Annotated in this window: 19 protein-coding genes; 14 read left to right on the top strand and 5 right to left on the bottom strand. The window is 65.3% G+C overall.

Features of this window, described 5'->3' with window-relative positions; all coding sequences use genetic code 11:
- Positions 1-6: 6 nt before the first annotated feature.
- From lgt to MKI88_RS03710, 5 genes are all read left to right on the top strand, one after another.
- Positions 7-876, top strand: coding sequence for a prolipoprotein diacylglyceryl transferase (gene lgt, locus MKI88_RS03690; RefSeq protein WP_241629603.1), 870 nt, complete (start codon positions 7-9; stop codon positions 874-876).
- A 52-nt stretch (positions 877-928) separates the two neighbouring features.
- A complete protein-coding gene (locus tag MKI88_RS03695; RefSeq protein WP_241629604.1) occupies positions 929-1,918 on the top strand; it encodes a class I SAM-dependent methyltransferase in 990 nt (329 codons plus the stop codon).
- 1 nt (position 1,919) lies between these two features.
- The gene (gene pgeF, locus MKI88_RS03700; protein WP_241629605.1) at positions 1,920-2,687 is read left to right on the top strand and encodes a peptidoglycan editing factor PgeF; all 768 of its coding nucleotides are present in this window, start codon (positions 1,920-1,922) and stop codon (positions 2,685-2,687) included.
- Positions 2,684-3,358, top strand: coding sequence for a spermidine synthase (locus tag MKI88_RS03705; RefSeq protein ID WP_241629606.1), 675 nt, complete (start codon positions 2,684-2,686; stop codon positions 3,356-3,358). The genes pgeF and MKI88_RS03705 overlap by 4 nt, the downstream gene beginning before the upstream one ends.
- 128 nt (positions 3,359-3,486) lie before the next feature.
- Positions 3,487-4,797 (top strand): cystathionine gamma-synthase family protein, encoded by a 1,311-nt coding sequence (locus MKI88_RS03710; protein ID WP_241629607.1) that lies wholly within the window; start codon positions 3,487-3,489, stop codon positions 4,795-4,797.
- Between the two features lie 53 nt (positions 4,798-4,850).
- On the opposite strand, the gene MKI88_RS03715 is transcribed toward MKI88_RS03710, so the two are convergent.
- From MKI88_RS03715 to MKI88_RS03725, 3 genes are all read right to left on the bottom strand, one after another.
- Positions 4,851-5,606: a class I SAM-dependent methyltransferase gene (locus tag MKI88_RS03715; protein WP_241629608.1), complete on the bottom strand. Its 756-nt coding sequence runs from the start codon at positions 5,604-5,606 to the stop codon at positions 4,851-4,853.
- A gap of 96 nt (positions 5,607-5,702) precedes the next feature.
- Positions 5,703-6,140, bottom strand: coding sequence for a thioesterase family protein (locus MKI88_RS03720; protein ID WP_241629609.1), 438 nt, complete (start codon positions 6,138-6,140; stop codon positions 5,703-5,705).
- Entirely contained in the window at positions 6,140-7,345 is a 1,206-nt protein-coding gene (locus MKI88_RS03725; RefSeq protein WP_241629610.1) for an LL-diaminopimelate aminotransferase, read from the bottom strand. The genes MKI88_RS03720 and MKI88_RS03725 overlap by 1 nt, the downstream gene beginning before the upstream one ends.
- Before the next feature lie 138 nt (positions 7,346-7,483).
- On the opposite strand from MKI88_RS03725, the gene MKI88_RS03730 reads away from it, so the two are divergent.
- The 3 genes from MKI88_RS03730 (at position 7,484) to clpS (ending at position 10,677) form a co-directional block, all read left to right on the top strand.
- The gene (locus MKI88_RS03730) at positions 7,484-9,238 is read left to right on the top strand and encodes an alpha/beta hydrolase (protein ID WP_241629611.1); all 1,755 of its coding nucleotides are present in this window, start codon (positions 7,484-7,486) and stop codon (positions 9,236-9,238) included.
- A 137-nt stretch (positions 9,239-9,375) separates the two neighbouring features.
- Positions 9,376-10,149 (top strand): phasin family protein, encoded by a 774-nt coding sequence (locus MKI88_RS03735; RefSeq protein WP_241629612.1) that lies wholly within the window; start codon positions 9,376-9,378, stop codon positions 10,147-10,149.
- 201 nt (positions 10,150-10,350) lie between these two features.
- Positions 10,351-10,677, top strand: coding sequence for an ATP-dependent Clp protease adapter ClpS (clpS, locus tag MKI88_RS03740; protein ID WP_241629656.1), 327 nt, complete (start codon positions 10,351-10,353; stop codon positions 10,675-10,677).
- 6 nt (positions 10,678-10,683) lie between these two features.
- Here the strand turns inward: clpS and MKI88_RS03745 are convergent, their stop codons facing one another.
- Positions 10,684-11,358: an HAD family phosphatase gene (locus tag MKI88_RS03745; protein WP_241629613.1), complete on the bottom strand. Its 675-nt coding sequence runs from the start codon at positions 11,356-11,358 to the stop codon at positions 10,684-10,686.
- A 49-nt stretch (positions 11,359-11,407) separates the two neighbouring features.
- On the opposite strand from MKI88_RS03745, the gene MKI88_RS03750 reads away from it, so the two are divergent.
- From MKI88_RS03750 to MKI88_RS03775, 6 genes are all read left to right on the top strand, one after another.
- Positions 11,408-12,523 carry an ABC transporter permease gene (locus tag MKI88_RS03750; protein ID WP_241629614.1) on the top strand — a complete coding sequence of 372 codons (1,116 nt, stop codon included), beginning with the start codon at positions 11,408-11,410 and terminating at the stop codon, positions 12,521-12,523.
- Complete coding sequence (locus tag MKI88_RS03755) at positions 12,520-13,356, top strand: ABC transporter ATP-binding protein (protein ID WP_241629615.1); 837 nt, start codon at positions 12,520-12,522, stop codon at positions 13,354-13,356. Before MKI88_RS03750 ends, MKI88_RS03755 begins: the two co-directional genes overlap by 4 nt.
- A gap of 6 nt (positions 13,357-13,362) precedes the next feature.
- A complete protein-coding gene (locus MKI88_RS03760) occupies positions 13,363-14,316 on the top strand; it encodes an MlaD family protein (RefSeq protein WP_241629616.1) in 954 nt (317 codons plus the stop codon).
- Positions 14,313-14,900 carry an ABC-type transport auxiliary lipoprotein family protein gene (locus MKI88_RS03765; protein ID WP_241629617.1) on the top strand — a complete coding sequence of 196 codons (588 nt, stop codon included), beginning with the start codon at positions 14,313-14,315 and terminating at the stop codon, positions 14,898-14,900. The genes MKI88_RS03760 and MKI88_RS03765 overlap by 4 nt, the downstream gene beginning before the upstream one ends.
- 146 nt (positions 14,901-15,046) lie before the next feature.
- On the top strand, positions 15,047-15,502 hold the full coding sequence (locus MKI88_RS03770) for a 3'-5' exoribonuclease (RefSeq protein WP_241629618.1): 456 nt from the start codon (positions 15,047-15,049) through the stop codon (positions 15,500-15,502).
- Positions 15,499-15,969, top strand: a complete 471-nt coding sequence (locus MKI88_RS03775) for a GreA/GreB family elongation factor (RefSeq protein ID WP_241629619.1) — start codon at positions 15,499-15,501, stop codon at positions 15,967-15,969. The genes MKI88_RS03770 and MKI88_RS03775 overlap by 4 nt, the downstream gene beginning before the upstream one ends.
- 168 nt (positions 15,970-16,137) lie before the next feature.
- On the opposite strand, the gene pepN is transcribed toward MKI88_RS03775, so the two are convergent.
- Positions 16,138-18,732, bottom strand: a complete 2,595-nt coding sequence (gene pepN / locus MKI88_RS03780; protein WP_241629620.1) for an aminopeptidase N — start codon at positions 18,730-18,732, stop codon at positions 16,138-16,140.
- Between the last annotated feature and the right edge of the window lie 64 nt (positions 18,733-18,796).

The raw sequence follows: 18,796 nt of genomic DNA on the forward strand, positions 1-18,796 counted from the left end.
AAGAGCTTGTTTCTCACCTTTTCGGCTGCCGCTACGGCATACACGCATTTCGACAGCCTCGGGCTTTCGCCGATCGCGCTCGACCTCGGTTTCTTCAAGATCCGCTGGTATTCGCTGGCTTATATCACGGGAATCATCCTCGGCTGGTGGTATCTGCTGAAACTGATCGCACAGCCCGGAGCGCCGATGGCGCGACGCCACGCCGACGACATGGTCTTCTACGCCACATTGGGCATCATTCTCGGCGGGCGCATTGCCTATGTGCTGTTCTACCAGCCGTCGATCCTCGCCGACCCGCTCGATGTGCTAAAGCTCTGGGAAGGCGGCATGTCCTTCCATGGCGGCGCGATCGGCGTCTCGCTCTCCATCCTCTACCTCGCCCGCAAGAACGGGCTCAACTGGCTCCGGATCCACGATTATATCGCGTGCTGCGTCCCCTTCGGGCTGTTCTTCGGCCGGCTCGCCAATTTCGTGAATGGCGAGCTGTGGGGCCGCACGACCGATGTATCCTGGGCGATCATCTTTCCCGGATCGGGCGACAATCTGCCGCGCCATCCAAGCCAGCTCTACGAAGCCGGGCTGGAGGGCATCGTGCTGTTCGCGGTACTGTGGTTCATGTTCTGGAAGACGCAGGCGCGCTATGAGCCGGGCAAGCTCGTCGGCACCTTCCTGCTCGGCTATGGCCTCTCGCGCTTCACGGTCGAGTTCTTCCGCCAGCCCGACGCGCAGCTGCTCGAATTCGCCGAACGCACCGGAATGAGCATGGGCCAGTGGCTGACGGTGCCGATGATCGTCGGCGGCCTCTATCTGATCGCGACCGCGAAGAAGCGTCGCCAGCGCGTCGAAGCCGTCTCGGGAGGGCAGAGCGTCGCCTGATCCGGATTCCCTCGCCGCAAGGCTGGCGCGCGCGATCGACCATGGCGGGCCGATGCCCGTCGCGCATTTCATGGCGCAGGCCAACGCGCATTATTATGCGACGCGCGATCCGCTGGGCGCAGCGGGGGACTTCACCACCGCGCCCGAGATAAGCCAGATGTTCGGCGAACTGGTCGGGCTGTGGCTCGCCGATCTGTGGTTGCGCGCCGAGGCCCCGGCGCGCGTCCATTATGTCGAGCTTGGCCCCGGGCGCGGCACGCTCGCGGCCGACGCACTTCGCGCGATGCGCGCGGCGCGGCTCGAACCCGATATCCACCTCGTCGAGACGAGCGCTGCGCTGCGCGCAAAACAGGCCGAACGGCTGCCCGATGCGCACTGGCATGATGGTATCGAGACGCTGCCCGAAACGGGTCCGCTGCTGATCGTCGCCAACGAATTCTTCGACGCGCTGCCGATCCGCCAGATCGTGAGGACCAGCGATGGCTGGCGCGAGCGCGTGGTGATACAGGGGAGCGACGGTTTCGTCGCGGCACCGGGCCCGTTGCCGATGGACGCCGCGGTGCCCGAGGCGCTCTGGAGCGCGGCCGAGGGAGCGATCTTCGAATCCTCGCCCGCATCGACCGCGATCGCCGCCGACATCGCCGCGCGCATCGCTGATCAGGGCGGGGCCGCGATCCTGATCGACTATGGCTATTCGGGGCCCGCGATCGGCGAGACACTGCAGGCGGTGAAGCGCCATGAATATGCCGACCCGTTCGCCGAGCCGGGCGAACGCGACCTGACCGCGCACGTCGATTTCGCGGCGCTGGCGGAGGAAGGGCGCGGCGCGGGCCTGCGCGTCTTCGGCCCCGCGACGCAGGGCGACTGGCTGCACGGACTGGGGCTCGCCGCGCGCGCGACGGCGCTCGTCAAGGCCGCGCCGGAGCGCGCCGGGGAGATCGCGGCGGCGCGCGACAGGCTGGCCAATCCCGCGCAAATGGGGCAATTGTTCAAGGCACTGGCGTTCGTCGCGCCCGACTGGCCCGAACCCGAAGGATTCTGAAGTGACCGATGTCGAAGTGATCCGCGCCGCCGCGCTGGCGGGCGTTCCGCACGGCTTTCTCGGCCGGCGCGGCGGCGTGTCGACGGGCATGCATGCGGGGCTCAATGTCGGGCTCGGCAGCGCGGACGACCGAGAGGCGATCCTCGAGAACCGTTGCCGCGCCGCCGATGCGGTGATGCCGCAAGCGACGCTCGTCACGCTCTATCAGGTCCACAGCCCCGATGCGGTCACCGTGACCGGCCCCTTCGCCGAGGATCAGCGGCCGCACGCCGACGCGCTCGTGACCGACCGGCCGGGGTTGCTGCTCGGCATTCTGACCGCCGATTGCGTGCCCGTATTGTTCGCCGACCGCGAGGCCGGCGTGGTGGGCGCGGCGCACGCCGGCTGGAAGGGCGCGATCAAGGGCGTCACCGACAACACCATCGCCGCGATGGAGGCGCTGGGCGCCGATCGTTCGCGGATCACGGCCGCGATCGGCCCGTGCATCGCGCGCGCCTCCTATGAGGTGAGCGACGATTTCTTCTGGACCTTCGCCGCGGTCGATCCCGAGAATGAGCGCTTCTTCAGCGCCGGACGGCCGGGCCACCAGCAGTTCGATATCGAGGCCTATGTCGCAGCGCGCCTCGCCGCGAGCGGCATAGCGCGCGTCGAGGCGCTGGGGCTCGACACCTATGCCGATGAAGACCGTTTCTTCAGCTATCGCCGCGCCTGCCATCAGGGCGAACCGGGCTATGGCCGCCAGATCTCGCTGATCGGAATTGCAGGATGACACCACGCGAACTGATCGACACCGCGAAGATCCCGGGCGGCGACGAGTTGCGGCTGTTCCGTCGCGGCAAGGATTTCATGATCGTCCTCGACCGCAACGAACTCATGAGCACGCGGATGAGCGGCTCCGAAGAGGCGCTGGCGGTGATGAGCTGCGAACGGCTGGCGGGGCGCAAGGCGCCGCATCTGCTGATCGGCGGCTATGGCATGGGCTTTACCTTGCGCGCGGCGCTCGCCGCGCTCCCCGGCGACGCGCAGGTGACGGTCGCCGAGCTTGTGCCCGAGATCATCCAATGGGCGCGCGGGCCGATGGCGGAGCTGGCGGCGGGATGCCTTGACGACGCGCGCGTCCGACTTTTCGAAGGCGATGTCGCGGCGATAATCGGCGACGCGCGCCAGACCTATGACGCGATCCTGCTCGACGTCGACAACGGCCCCGACGGCCTGACGCGCGAGGGGAATGACGGGCTCTATTCGGTGCGCGGGCTGGCCGCGGCGAGGCAGGCGCTGACGCCCGGGGGCGTGCTGGCGATCTGGTCGGCGGCGCCGGACAATGCGTTCGCGCGCCGGCTGGGGGCTGCGGGGTTCGCGGTCGAGGAAGTCGCGGTGCGCGCGCGCGGCAACGGCAAGGGCGCGCGGCACGTGATCTGGTTTGCGCGCAAGCCCGGCTGACAGGCGGCGGAACGGGCTATCGGTCCGTTGTCATCGCGCAATTCGCAACGCTCGTCGTCATGGCATGGATTGTCGGAGCGCGTCTCGATATGATGTAGTCATATTACACGTTTCGGAAAGATTGTTACATGCCCAGGAAACCCGACGAAGCCGACCTGACCGGCACGACTCCGCGCCGCCGGCCCAAGCCCGATGTGATCGAAATCAACGGCAAGAAATTGAAGCCATCGACGCTGATGATGGGGCACGGCTTTGACCCCGCGCTCTCCGAAGGCGCGCTGAAGCCGCCGATCTTCCTGACCTCGACCTTCGTCTTCGAGAATGCGGCCGCGGGCAAGCGGCACTTCGAAGGCGTGACCGGCAAGCGCCCCGGCGGCGCCGAGGGGCTGGTCTATTCACGCTTCAACGGTCCCAATCAGGAAATCGTCGAGGACCGGCTGGGCGTGTGGGAGGATGCCGAGGAGGCGCTGACCTTCTCGAGCGGAATGTCCGCGATCGCGACGGTGCTGCTGACCTTCGTCAAGCCGGGCGACGTCATCGTCCATTCGGCGCCGCTCTACGCCGCGACGGAGACGCTGATCGGCCGCATCCTCGGCAAGTTCGGCGTGACCTGGCTCGATTTCCCTGCAGCCGCCACGAAAGAAGAGATCGAGGCGGTCGTCGAGAAGGCCAAGCGCCAGGGCAATGTCGCGATGATCTATCTCGAAAGTCCCGCCAACCCGACCAACGTGCTTGTCGATGTTCAGGCGGTGAGCGCGGTGCGCGACGCGATGTTCGATGGCGAAAAACCGCCGATCGTGATCGACAACACCTTCCTCGGCCCGCTCTGGCTGCATCCTCTCGAGCACGGCGCCGACATCGTCGTCTATTCGCTGACCAAATATGCGGGTGGCCACAGCGATCTCGTCGCGGGCGGCGCGCTGGGGTCGAAGGCGCACATGACGATGGTGCGTGCGATGCGCAACACGATCGGCACGATCCTCGATCCGCACAGCGCGTGGATGCTGCTCAGGAGCCTCGAGACGCTCGAGCTGCGCATGGAGCGCGCGGGCCAGAATGCGGAGAAGATCTGCACCTGGCTCAAGGACCACCCCAAGGTCGAGAAGGTCGTCTATCTGGGTTTCCCCGAGACCGAGCGGCAGGCCGACATCTACAACCGCCACTGCACGGGCGCGGGATCGACCTTCTCGCTCTACCTCAAGGGCGGCGAGAAGGAGGCATTCGCGTTCCTCGACGCGCTCAAGATCGCCAAGCTCGCGGTCAGCCTTGGCGGCACCGAGACGCTGGCGAGCCACCCCGCCGCGATGACGCACCTCTCCGTCCCCGACGAGCGCAAGAAAGCGCTCGCGATCGGCGACAACATGGTGCGCATTTCGATCGGCGTGGAAGACGCCGACGACCTGATCGCCGATTTCGAACAGGCGCTGGCAGCGATCTGACGTGAGTTGGCCCTCTCCCCGGGGAATCTGGGGAGAGGGCCAGCCGGGTTCTTTCAGCCCGGCTTCCTGAAGCGGTACATGATCCGGTCGGTCCTGCCGCGGATGGCGGGATCGAAGACGCTCTTCGCGTGATCGTCAGCGGCCACGCGCAGCACATCGCTCTCGCCGTCGAAGGTGAAGCCCGCGCGCTTGAAATCGGCCTTCACGGTTTCGGGATCGATGCGGTGGAGCTTTTCGACGACCGCGCGCGTGTCACCCGCGGGGCCGACATGGTCGACGACGACGACGGTGCCGCCGGGCTTCATGCCCTTGTAGAGTTCGGCGAGGACCTTTTCGGGATCGACGCGCGGGAACTTGTACTCGGTGCTTTCCCAATACATGTCGTGATAGACGAGGTTGAGCAGCGCGACATCGTAGACGCCCGCGGGGGCGGCGTACTGGTCAGCGGGCAGCGCCGAAACGGTGATGTTGCCATTGGCCGCATGCAGCGCGCGCCAGATCGGTGCCGAGCGGGGATCGTCGTAGAAATTCTTGGGCTCGAAGGCGGTGACATTGCCCTTCGGGCCGACGGCGCGCGCGAGGATCTGGGTGAAATATCCCTGGCCTGCGAAGAAATCGAGCGCCTTCTGCCCCGGTTTCACCCCCATGAAATCGAGGACTTCTGCGGGCTTCCGACTTTCGTCGAGTTCGGCCATCTTGGCCGGCCGCCCCTCGGGCGCGACCGCGGCGGCATAGTCCGCGGGCGCCATGGCCGGGAGGGGCGTCGCGAAAAGGAGCGGCAGAAAGGCGAGTGCGGAAAGAACGCGCATGACGGATTCCCCTTGTCTCTGGTCAGGCGGCAAGACTGCCACCCGCCGGAACAGGGTCAACCGCGCTCGTCGACGCGATTCGGGTGTCGGTCGAACTCAGGCCTGAGCAAGCGTTCCCGCATGGCTGAGAAAGCGGGCGCGGACATGTTCGGGGATCGGCTGCGACTGACCCGATTGCAGATCGACATGGACATGGACCAGTTCGATCCGCGCGCGCAGATCGTCTGCCCCCGGCCCGTGCAGTTCGATCTCGGTCGTCATGCTCGTATTGCCGAAGCGGCTGACGCGCGCGCGCGCCTCGATCAGCTCGTCGGCGCGAAGCGGCTTCTTGAAATCGACCACCGCGCGCGCGACGTGGAACTCCAGCGCATCCTCCGCGGTGAAAGGCATCCCCACCGCGCGCCAGAACTCGGTGATCACCAGATCGGCATATTCGAGATAGCGCGAATTGAAGACCACCGCCTGCGGATCGAGCTCGGCATAGCGAACGCGAAACCGGTGCGTGAAGGGGAAGGCGCTGGAGTTCTGGAGCATCAGCCCGCCTTTGCGGGCGTGTTGACCCCCATCGACTGGAGATATTTCTTCACGTTGCGCGCGGCCTGGCGGATGCGCTGCTCGTTCTCGACCATCGCGATGCGGACATAGCCTTCGCCGTCCTCGCCATAGCCGACGCCCGGTGCGACCGCGACGCCCGCATGGGTGAGGAGCTGCTTGGAGAATTCGAGGCTTCCGAGATGCGCGAGCGCGGGCGGGAGCGGCGCCCAGGCGAACATAGAGGCGCGCGGCGGCGGGATTTCCCAGCCCGCGCGGCCGAAGCTCTCGACCAGCACGTCGCGGCGATGCTTGTAGAGCTGGCGGTTCTTCTCGACGATGTCCTGCGGGCCGTTGATCGCGGCGCACGCGGCGGCCTGGATCGGGGTGAAGGCGCCGTAGTCGAGATAGGATTTCACGCGGCTGAGCGCTGCGATCAGCGTCTTGTTGCCGACCGCGAAGCCCATGCGCCAGCCCGCCATCGAATAGGTCTTGGACATCGAGGTGAATTCGATCGCGACGTCCTTTGCACCCGGCACCTGCAGGATCGAGGGCGTCGGGCAATCGTCGAAATAGATCTCCGAATAGGCGAGATCCGAGAGCACCCAGAGCCCGTGCTCCTTCGCAAAGGCGACGACGCGCTCGTAAAAGGCGAGATCGACGACCTCGGCGGTCGGGTTGGACGGATAGCCCATCACGAGCACCTTGGGCTGGGGCACGGTGAATTTCACCGCGCGCTCGAGTGCCTGGAAATAGCGCTCGTCGGGCGTGGTCGGCACCGAGCGGATCGACGCCCCCGCGATGATGAAGCCGAAGGTGTGGATCGGATAGCTTGGATTGGGCGCAAGCACGACGTCGCCCGGCGCGGTGATCGCCTGCGCCAGATTCGCGAGGCCTTCCTTCGAACCCATCGTCACCACGACCTCGGTCTCGGGATCGACGTCGACCCCGAAGCGGCGGCCATAATAGCCGGCCTGCGCGCGGCGGAGACCCGGAATGCCCTTGGACTGCGAATAGCCGTGCGCGTCGGGCTTGCGCGCGACTTCACAAAGCTTTTCAATCACATGATCGGGCGGCGGAAGATCGGGATTGCCCATGCCCAGATCGATGATGTCTTCCCCTGCCGCACGCGCCGCTGCCCGCATCGCGTTCACTTCGGCGATGACATAGGGAGGCAGGCGTTTGATGCGGTAGAAGTCTTCAGTCATTGATCTTTCCTTCTGTGGGTACACCTATGATGCCGATGCGGACATCGCTATGGTGCGAAAGCCGCTATATCCGTTGGGAAGCGGCCATGCCAGCAAAGAGACGGGCATAGTCGCTCGTGGGGAACCGGAGATGTGGGGATGACCGACACGACGCGCGAACCGCAGATGACGCTGCCGACGCTGGCTGAGATGCAGCACTGGACCTGGGTGATCGGCCGTGCGCAGCAGATGATGCTCGAATTCGGCCTCGACGTGATCAAGCAAAGCACGGCGCAGGCCCCGGCGCCCACGCTGCCCGGCCTTCCCGACATGGGCGGGTTCGCAAAGGCGCACGCCGATTTCTGGAGCGACAGCCTGAAATTATGGCAACGTTTCACCGCCCCCGAAAGCGCAGAGCCCGCGCCCGAGGATCCGCGCCATGCCACAGACCGGCGTTTTTCGGCGCCGCAATGGCGCGACAATCCGATGTTCGACCTTGTCCGCCAGAGCTATCTGCTGATCTGCGACCATCTGTTGAAGAGCGTCGACACGATCGACGGAATCGATGCCAGGCAGAAGGAGCAGGTGCGCTTCGCGACGCGCGGACTGCTCGACGCGATGAGCCCTTCCAACTTTGCGCTGACCAACCCGCTGGTGCTCGAAAAGACGGTCGAGACGCAGGGGCAGAACCTGCTCAAAGGGCTCGAACATATGCTCCGCGACATCGGCAAGGGGCAACTGACGCACACCGATCCCGACGCCTATGAACTGGGCCGCAACATCGCGACGACGCCCGGCAAGGTCGTCAAGGAGACCCCGCTCTACCAGCTCATCCAGTATGAACCCGCGACCAGCGAGGTGCTCGCGACCCCGCTCGTCATCTTCCCGCCATGGATCAACCGTTTCTACATCCTCGACCTCAACCCACAGAAGAGCTTCATCCGCTGGGCCGTCGAGCAGGGCGTCACCGTGTTCGTCGTCTCGTGGAAATCGGCCGACGCGAGCATGAAGGACGTCACCTGGGACGACTATATCGTGCGTGGCCAGATCGATGCGATCGACACGGTGCGCGACCTGCTCGAGGTCGAGGCGGTGCACACGATCGGCTATTGCGTGGCCGGCACGACGCTTGCCGCGACGCTCGCGCTGCTCGCGGCGCGCGGCGAGGCCGACAAGGTGAAGAGCGCGACCTTCTTCACCGCGCAGGTCGATTTCTCACGCTCGGGCGAGCTCAACCTTTTCGTCGACGACGAGCAGATCGCGCTGATCGAGAGCCTGACCAGCGACGGATTTCTCGACGGGCGCTATATGGCGGCCACCTTCAACCTGCTGCGCGGACGCGACCTGATCTGGAACTATGTCCAGAACAACTATCTGCTCGGGCAGGACTATGCGCCCTTCGACCTGCTCCACTGGAACGGCGACACGACCAACCTGCCCGCCAGGTGGCACAAGGCCTATCTGACCGAGCTCTACCGCGACAACAAGCTGGTCCAGCCCGGCGCGATCAGCATCGAGGGCACGCCCATCGACCTGAACCGCATCGCGACCCCCGCCTATATCCAGGCGGGGCGCGAGGATCATATCGCGCCGATGGAGAGCGTCTGGAAGATCACCGAATATCTGAAAGGGCCGGTCCGCTTCGTCCTCGCGGGATCGGGCCATATCGCGGGGGTCGTCAACCCGCCCAGTGCGGGCAAATATCAATATTGGACCAATGAGGAGCACGTCGAATCGCTCGACGCCTTTATCGGCAGCGCCAGGGAGACACCGGGCAGCTGGTGGCCCGACTGGATCGACTGGTTGATCGCGCAGGATCCCGGCAAGAGGGCGGCCGAGGGCGGCCGGATCCCGGGGAACGGCAAGCTTCCGGCCATCGAGGATGCCCCCGGCAGCTATGTGAAACGCCGCTAGACCGGGGTTTCGCCCGGATCGTCGCACAAGCATGACGTTTTTGTTGCAGTGCACAATATTGTGCTTGCAATCGATCCTTCGCGACTGTATTTGTGCAGTGCAACATAGATGCAATGGATCTCTTGAGGACGCCGCCGATGAGCGACACCAGGAAGAAGACCCCGCCGGCAAAGGTGACAAAGACCGCGCCGGCCAAGAACATAGAGCCTAGCATCAGCGCATCGCCGGCGGCGGCCCAGCAGTCCGCCCCGGTCGAGCGCATGGAGACGAAAATCAGCGAACAGCCGGCCGCGCTTTCCGAGCCCGTCCCGGCCGAGAGCATGGGGCCGAGTAGCAGCGTACCTCCGGAGCCGATACCGGCCGAGGATATTGAGCCGATTATCACCGAAGTTCAGGCGGAACCGGAATCGGCACCCGCCCTCGAGAAAGGAACGACCGAGACCATGACTGACACCGCGAAAGTCACCGAGAGCGTCAAGAAAGCCGCGACCGAAGCCACCAATCAGGCGCAGGCCGTGTTCGCCGACATCAACGAGCGCACCAAGGCCGCCGTCGAGAAGAGCCAGAAGATCGCCGAGGAATTCGCCGACTTCCAGAAGGGCAATGTCGAGGCGCTCGTCGCGTCGGCCAAGGTTGCCGCCAAGGGCATCGAGACGCTCGGCCAGGACGCCGCGGAACTCGGCCGCAAGAATTTCGAGGGTGCGCAGGCCGCGCTCAAGAGCTTCGCCGCGGTGAAGTCGCCGACCGAGCTGTTCAAGCTCCAGAGCGACTATGCCAAGTCGTCGTTCGACACCTTCGTCGCCGAAGCCTCGAAGAACACCGAGGCCGCGCTCAAGCTCGCGGGCGATATCTTCCAGCCGCTGTCGAACCGCCTCGCGGTCGCTGCCGAGAAGTTCAAGACCGCCGCGTAAGCCGTCGGTTTCAGTAAAGCGTAGCGACGGCCGCCCTCAAAAGGGGCGGCCGTTTTGCGTTCGGCCGCCGAAATTCATGGATAACGGCGCACCATAATCGGATTCACCTCTTGCCCTGCGCCAAGCGCTTGCCATATCCTGCGAACAGCCATGCGACACGATGAAACCATTTTTCGCCGATTGACGGACACGCCCATCGCGATGGCCGGGCGCAAGAGCGGCGAGGACGAAGGCACGGGCCTCGGTGTCGCGACACGGACACGCGCAAAGACCAAGAAGCCGGCGCTGTACAAGGTGCTGATGCTCAACGACGACTATACCCCGATGGAATTCGTCGTGCTCTGCCTGCAGCGCTTCTTCCGCATGGATGTGGAAGACGCGACGCGCGTGATGCTCCACGTCCACCAAAAGGGCGTCGGAGTCTGCGGCATCTTCACCTATGAGGTTGCCGAGACCAAGGTGAGCCAGGTGATCGACTTCGCCCGGCAGAACCAGCACCCGCTCCAGTGCACGCTCGAAAAGGCCTGATTCCCCTTACGCACTCCAGTCGACGATCAGCCAGCCATGCCCCCTGGCAAGGCTGCGCAGCCTTGCGCTCGGATTGACCGCGATCGGCACGTCCGCCCAGTCGAGCACGGGTGCGTCGGAGACGTGGTCCGAATAGAATCGCACCGTGCAGTCGGCGCGATGGAGGCCGTTGGTTTCCATCCACGCCTCGATCTTGCGGAGCTTGGCGGGGCCATAGCAGTTCTCGCCGTCGATCCGTGCCTGGACGCGCCCGTCGGGCAGGCAGAAGCTGTCGGTGGCGATGACATCGTCAAAACCGAGCTTTGCCGCGATCTCGCGCACATAGATCCGGTTCGATGCGGTCGCCATGATCAGCTTGTGGCCATTGTCGCGATCGGCTTCCATCTGCCTGAGCGCGCCGGGATAGATGTTGGTCGCGATCATCCTCTCGGCAAAGGAACGCGCCAGCGGCTCCAGTTCGGACGACGGCAGGTGGCCGCCGATGAGCAGCGTCTGGACCCATTGCTTCAGTTGCGCACGGCCGATCAGCCGAAGCGCATAGGCGAGCATGATGAGCGGAACGGCGGGCGCGAGCAGCAGCCGCCAGGGCGCGCGCGCGAGCGCGACGTGCACCAGAAAGGGCGTGAAGGTTCCGGTCCGCGTGATCGTGCGGTCCATGTCATAGATCGCGAGAATGGCCATTGCGCTCCACGCTTGCCGCGCACGCGATTATGCCGCAAGGAATAAGTGCATGGAGGCACGGGCAGATTTCATCGAGGAGCAGGGCGACTCCGGGCGTATGTTGCGCTTCACGGGCAACCTCGCCATTGCGCGCCTGGGCGATCTTCCCCAGCGGCTCAAACAACTTAGCGGCCCGTTCGACGAGGTCCGTCTCGACCAGATAGAGCATATCGATACGATCGGCGCGTGGATCGTCCATGATTTCGCGCAGACCCATTCGGCGCGGATCACCGGCGCGGATGGCGACGCCAGAAAGCTGCTCGAACGGCTTGCCGAGGTCGACGACACGATCCGCAGCCGCACCCAGCCGGATTACACGCCGGCCTTCTTGCGCGTGCTGGGCGAGGTGGGCGACGCGACGATGGTCGCGGGGCGGACCTTGCTCGGGCTGCTCGGCTTTTTCGGCGCGACCTGCATCGCGATCTGGAATGTCATGCGCCATCCCTCGCGTATCCGCGTCAATGCCGTGGTCCAGCGCTTCGAGGTCGTGGGCGTCTCCGCGCTCGGCATCGTCGGGCTGATGAGCTTTCTGATCGGAATCGTGATCGCGCAGCAGGGCGCTGTCCAGCTGCGCCAGTTCGGCGCCGAGGTCTTCACGATCAACCTGATCGGACGCATCACGCTGAGAGAGCTGGGCGTTCTGATGACCGCGATCATGGTCGCTGGCCGTTCGGGCAGCGCCTTTGCCGCACAACTGGGCACAATGAAGCTCACCGAGGAAATCGACGCGATGCGGATCATCGGCGTCTCGCCGATGGAAGCGCTGGTCCTGCCGCGACTCTTCGCGTCAGTGGTGATGATGCCGTTGCTCGGATTCTATGCTTCGGTCGTCGCGATCATCGGCGGCGGCATCTGGTGCTGGATCGACCTCGGCATTCCGCCCGTAACCTTCGTGCAACGGCTGCGCGAGGTCGTGCCGATGACCGATCTGTGGGTCGGCATCGTCAAGGCGCCCGTCTTCGGGGCGATCATCGCGATGGCGGGCTGCTTTCAGGGCATGCAGGTCAAGGCCGACGCCGAGGAGGTCGGGATGCGAACGACCTCCGCGGTGGTGCAGGCGATCTTCCTCGTGATCGTGCTCGACGCATTCTTCGCGGTCTTCTTCACACAGGTCGGCTGGATATGAGCGAGGAACTCGAAGCCGAGGAGCGGCTGCCCGAGTTCGCGGTGGGCGAAACGCTCATCAGCGTGCGTGGCCTGAAGAACGCCTTTGGCGAACAGGTCGTGCACGAAGGGCTCGACCTCGACGTGAAGAAGGGCGAGATTCTGGGCGTCGTCGGAGGATCGGGCACGGGCAAGTCGGTGCTGATGCGCTCGATCATCGGTCTGCAGACCCCGGTCGAGGGCGAAATCACGGTGTTCGGCGAATCCATGGTCGACCGCGACGAGGCGGACGCGGTCGCGGTCCGCAAGCGCTGGGGCGTGCTGTTTCAGGGCGGCGCGCTGTTCTCGACGCTGAGCGTTTCGGAGAACATCCAGGTTCCCTTGCGCGAATTCTACGGCAAGACGCTGGATCAGGAGCTGCTGGACGAGATCGCCGCGTTCAAGGTGCTGATCAGCGGCCTGCCCGTGGATGCGGGCCCCAAATTTCCCGCCGAGCTTTCGGGCGGCATGAAGAAGCGCGCAGGGCTCGCGCGTGCGCTCGCGCTCGATCCCGAACTGCTGTTCCTCGACGAACCGACGGCCGGGCTCGATCCGATCGGCGCCGCGGCGTTCGATCATCTGATCCACCAGCTCCGCTCGATCCTTGGGCTGACGGTTTTTCTGATAACGCACGATCTGGACACGCTTTATGCTATTTGCGACCGCGTTGCGGTGCTGGCGGACAAGAGGGTGATTGCGGTGGGTACGATCGACGAACTGCTGGCGACCGACCATCCCTGGATCCAGGAATATTTCAACGGCCCGCGCGGCCGCGCCGCGGTGGCTTCGGCCAAGACGCACGACAAGAAGGCCTGATCGTCGATGGAAACGCGTTCCAACCATATCCTTGTCGGCGGCGTCGTCCTCGCGCTCCTCGCGGCGCTCGCGCTGTTCACCGTCTGGCTCGCACAACTCGGTGCGGGCGGCGAAAAGCATTACGATATATTCTTCAAGCAATCGGTCGAGGGCCTGTCAAAGGGATCGTCGGTCAGCTTTTCGGGGGTTCCCTCGGGGCAGGTCGACGAGATCGCGCTCTGGCCCAAGGATCCCGAGTTCGTCCGCGTGCGCATCCGCGTCAAGGACGAGACGCCGATCCTGCAGGGCACGACAGCGACGATTTCGGGCGTTGGCTTTACCGGGGTCTCGCAGATCAGTCTTGATGGCGCGGTCAAGGGCGCGCCGCCGATCACCGACATCGGCCCCGCGGGCAAACCCGTGATCCCGACAAAACCCGGCGCGCTCGGCGAGCTGCTCTCCAATGCCCCGCAGCTGCTCGAGCGCCTGACGACGCTGGCCGAAAGGCTGGGACAGCTTCTCAATGACGAGAATCAGGCCTCGATTTCAAGCACGTTGAAGAATCTGGACCGGCTTTCGGGAACGCTGGCCGAACGCGGGCCCGAATTCGCGGCGACGCTGACCGAGACGCGCCTGACGATCCAGAAGGCTGGCGCCGCCGCCGAGGAGATCGCCAAGCTCGCGGGCACGACCAACCAGCTGCTCGACGGCGAAGGCCGGCCGCTCATCGCCGACCTGCGCAAGACCGTCCAGTCGGCTCAGAAGAGCATGGATGCGCTCGACGGCGCGATCAACGACGCGCGACCGGGGCTGCAGGCCTTTTCCAAGCAGACGATTCCCGAAGTCGGCCAGCTGGTCCGCGACCTGCGCGACATGTCGGAAGCGCTGACCGCGGTGGCCGGACGGCTCGACCGCGGCGGCGCAGGCGCGCTCGTCGGATCGCCCAAGCTTCCCGATTACGAACCAAAGGGCCGCCAATGAAGATCAAATTGCTCCCGGCGCTTGCCGCAGCCTTTGCGCTGGCGGGCTGCATCAGCTTCGGTGCCGAGCCGCCCGCTTCGCTGCTGACGCTCAGCGCCGATGCCACGATCGGCGCGGGAACGAGCCGGACTGTCGGCCCGGGGCAGGCAATCACGGTGCTGCCGCCGCGCGTGCCCGCGGCGCTCGCGACCAACCGCGTGCCCGTGCAAGCCGACGGCACCAACATCGCCTATGTGAAGGACGCGCAATGGGTGGATCAGCCCAACCGGCTGTTCCGTGCGCTGCTTTCCGAGACGATTGCCGCGAAGACGGGACGCGTCGTCATGGACTTCCGGCAATTCTCCTTCGATCCCGGCGTGCGGATCGGCGGCGAGCTGCTGAATTTTGGCGTCGATGGCGAGGCGATGGAAGCGATCGTCACCTATGACGCGACGCGCACCGTGCCCGGCAGCGACGGTATCGAGAAACAACGTTTCGAGGCGCGCATACCCGTTACCGAGGTAAAGGCCGGCCCCGTCGGCGTCGCGCTCAACGCCGCCGCAAACAAGGTCGCGGCCGACGTGGCAGCCTGGATCGGAGGCTGACGCTTTCCCGCGCCCGGCGTAAGGCGGGCGCGTAACACGCTTTGCGAGGCGCCCGCATGGGCGGCCTGTACTGGCGTATGCGTGCGCGGGCGCCAAGCCCGTGTGAGCGACATTTCGCACCCAACACAAGACAGTAAGAAAGACCGATGCGCTATTTCCTCGACACCGAATTCAACGGCTTTGGCGGCGCGCTGATCAGCATCGCGCTGGTGCCCGAATTCGGCGACCATGAATTCTACGCCGCACTGCCGCTGCCCGACACCATCGAGCCATGGGTCGAACGTCATGTGGTGCCCTATCTCCATATGGTGCCGCAGGGGCTCGATCTGCGTCTCGACGCGGTGACCGCCGCGCACGAAATTGCCGCCTATCTTGCCGCCGATCCCGATCCCGAGATCGTCGCCGACTGGCCCGAGGACATCGCGCTGTTCTGCAAGCTGCTGATGATCGGGCCGGGCGATATCGTCGACATCAGCGGCCTGCGCTTCGAACTTTTGCGCAATCCCGGGTTCAGCACCGCGCGCAACAGCAAGGTGCCGCACAATGCGCTCCATGACGCGCGCGCGCTGCGCGCCTTCGTGATCGGGGAGGGGCTTGCATGAGCGTCGCCTTTCGCCGCGATGTCGACGAGGAGCATCTCGAGCCCCGGCCCGAACTGCCCATCCCGCCTGGCCCCAATCTCGTCACGCCGCGCGGGCTGGCGCTGATCGAGGCGCGTGTCGGCGCGCTCGAATCCACGCTCGCCGGCACCACTGTCGAGGAGGAAATCAAGGCGATCGAGCGCGACCTGCGCTACTGGCGCGCGCGCCGCGCGACCGCGCAGGTCATGCCCGCCTTTGCGGGGGACACGATCCGCTTCGGCGCGCGCGTGAAATACGCCGACGATTCGGGCACGGAGCACAATGTCGACATCGTCGGGGCCGACGAAGCCGACCCCGCGCATGGTCGCATCGCTTTCACGGCACCGCTGGCGCGCGCGCTGATCGGCGCGGGCGAGGGCGATCTGGTCGACTTTGGCGGCAAGGCCGAGGCGCTCGAAATCCTTGCGGTGATCCCGATCCCGGATTGAGCGCCCCGGAAACGATCGGGTCTAGAGCATCGTGCGCTTAATTTGACGCGCTACAGAGTACCCCGGCGAAGGCCGGGGCCAGGAGTCACGGGCACTGAGACCGACTACCCTGGACCCCGGCCTTCGCCGGGGTACTCCGTCTTTGATTCCGAATTCATGCACGCCGCTCTAGGCGAGGCTCTTCGACGCCTGCTCGAACACGTCCCGCGAGAGCTCCGGCGTATCGACGATGCGCTGGAGCTGCGCGCGCATCCGTGCCGCGCGTTCCTCGCCGAAACGACGCCAGCGCCCGAGCGGCGGCACCAGCTTGGCCGCGGTCTGCGGATTGAGCTTGTCGAGTGCGATGATCGTGTCCGCCAGATACGCATAGCCGCGCCCGTCGGCGGCGTGGAAGGCACGCTGGTTGACGGTGAAGGCGCCGGCGAGCGCGCGGACGCGATTGGGGTTGGCGAGCGTGAAATCGGCGTGCTTCGACAGCGCGATCACCTGATCGACCGTGTCGTCGCGCGTGGATAGCGCCTGGGTGGTGAACCATTTGTCGAGTACCAGCGCATTGTCGCGATAGCGCATGTAGAACCCCTCGATCGCTTTGGCGCGCAACGTCGAATCGCCGTTCGCGAGCGTGGTGAACGCCCCTTGCCGATCGGTCATGTTGTCCGCCCCCTCGAACTGCGCGAATGCCAGATCGCCGGCATCGCCCGCACCGCTGGCGGCGATATAGCCGAGTGCGACCGAGCGGAGACGGCGCGCGCCCTTGGCTTCGGGCGAATATTCGAAGCGGTTGGCCTGCGTCGCGGCATAGGCTGCGCGCCACTCCTTTTCGAGCGCGACGCCCAGTTCGCTGCGCAGCGCTTCGCGGGCGCGGTGGATCGCCTCGGGATCGACGACCAGCATGTGATCGCCAATGAAGCTTTCGGATGGCAGCAGCACTGCCTCGGCAACGAAAGCCTTGTCGAGCGAAGGATCGGTGAGCGTGTTGCGGACCGCCGCTATCACGGGAGCGTGGTCGGCCGCGCTGCCCGCGACCGCCGCGACGAGCGTGTCGAGCATGAGCTGCTGCATCGCCTCGTAGCGCGCAAAGGGATCATCATCATGCGCCGACAGAAAGGCGAGATCGGCGGGCGTGCGATTGGTCTCGACAATGACGGGCGCGGAGAAGCCGCGGTTGATCGACAGCACGGGGCGTTCGGCGATGCCCTCGAACGTGACGACCTGTTCCGCGGTGTCGAGCAGGATCAGTCGTTCCCCTCCCAAGGGGCCGGTGCTCTTCTCGCCGAACAGCCGGATCCGCAAGGGCACGACCATGGGCAGCTTGTCGATCTGGCCCGGCGTTGGCGGCACGCTCTGCTCGAGGAGCAGGCGCGCGGTTGTGCCGTTGTGGCTGAGCGTTGCCCTGACGCGCGGCGTGCCGGCCTGTTCGTACCAGCGACGGAACTGCGCGAGGTCGATCTCCCCGCCATCCTCCATCGCGGTCACGAAGTCCTCGCAGGTCGCGGCCTCGCCGTCATGGCGCTCGAAATAGAGATCGGCACCCTTGCGGAAGCGCTCGGCGCCCAGCATCACCGCCATCATCCGGATGAGTTCGGCGCCCTTGTTGTAGACCGTCGCGGTATAGAAATTCGAGATTTCCATATAGGAATCGGGGCGTACGGGATGCGCGAGCGGCCCCGCATCCTCGGGAAACTGCGCGGCGCGCAGCACGCGCACATCCTCGATCCGCTTGACCGCGGCCGAGCCCTGATCGGCGGTGAAGCTCTGGTCGCGGAAGACGGTGAAGCCTTCCTTCAGGCTCAGCTGGAACCAGTCGCGGCAGGTGACGCGGTTGCCCGACCAGTTGTGGAAATATTCGTGCGCGACGACGCCCGCGATCGCGTCATAATCGGCGTCGGTCGCGGTGTCCGGGTCGGCCAGGATGTATCGCGAGTTGAAGATGTTGAGGCCCTTGTTCTCCATCGCGCCGAAGTTGAAATCGGCGACGGCGACGATGTTGAACACGTCGAGGTCGTACTCGCGGCCATAGGCCTTTTCGTCCCAGGCCATGGAGAGCTTGAGCGCGGTCATCGCGTGATCGGTCTTGGGCAGATCGGCCTTGCGCACCCAGATGCCCAGATCGACCTTGCGGCCCGACATCGTCGTGAAGCTGTCGCGATTGGCGACGAGATCGCCCGCGACCAGTGCGAAGAGATAGCACGGCTTGGGGAAGGGATCTTTCCATTCCGCCCAGTGACGGCCATCGGCAAGATCGCCGGCGGCAACGGGATCGCCATTGGCGAGCAACACGGGATAGCGCGCCTTGTCGGCCTCCATGCGCACCGAATAGCGCGTGAGCACATCGGGACGATCGGGAAAGAAGGTGATGCGGCGAAACCCTTCCGCCTCGCACTGCGTGCAGAGCAGCCCGCCCGAGGCATAGAGCCCCATGAGCTGGGTGTTCATTTCGGGCGCGATCCGTACCTCGGTCTCCACGAGATGCGCGTCGCCGGGAAGCTCGATGACGAGATCGCCATTTTCGAGCCGCCATTCACTCGCCTCGAGCACCCGGCCGTCGACCATGACCGACTCAGGGGTGAGACCGTCTCCGTCGAGCGTGAGCGGCCGATTATGTTGGCCATTTCGTCGCACATCGAGGCGCGCGCGCACGCGCGTCTTCAGGCTGTCGAGCACGAAATCGAGCGCGATTTCGGGGACGAGCCAGTCGGGGGGACGATAGTCCAGACGGCGGACGACCGTGGGGGCGGCGGGGGCGGTTTGGACGTCAAGCATGGCAAAAGGCCTTACGCCCGGCGAAAGGTCGGCGCAATGATAGTGGTTGTCCGGTGCGATATGC

Origin of the sequence: Sphingomonas sp. LaA6.9, from assembly GCF_022601895.1 — a bacterium.
Taxonomy (GTDB): Bacteria; Pseudomonadota; Alphaproteobacteria; order Sphingomonadales; family Sphingomonadaceae; genus Sphingobium_A.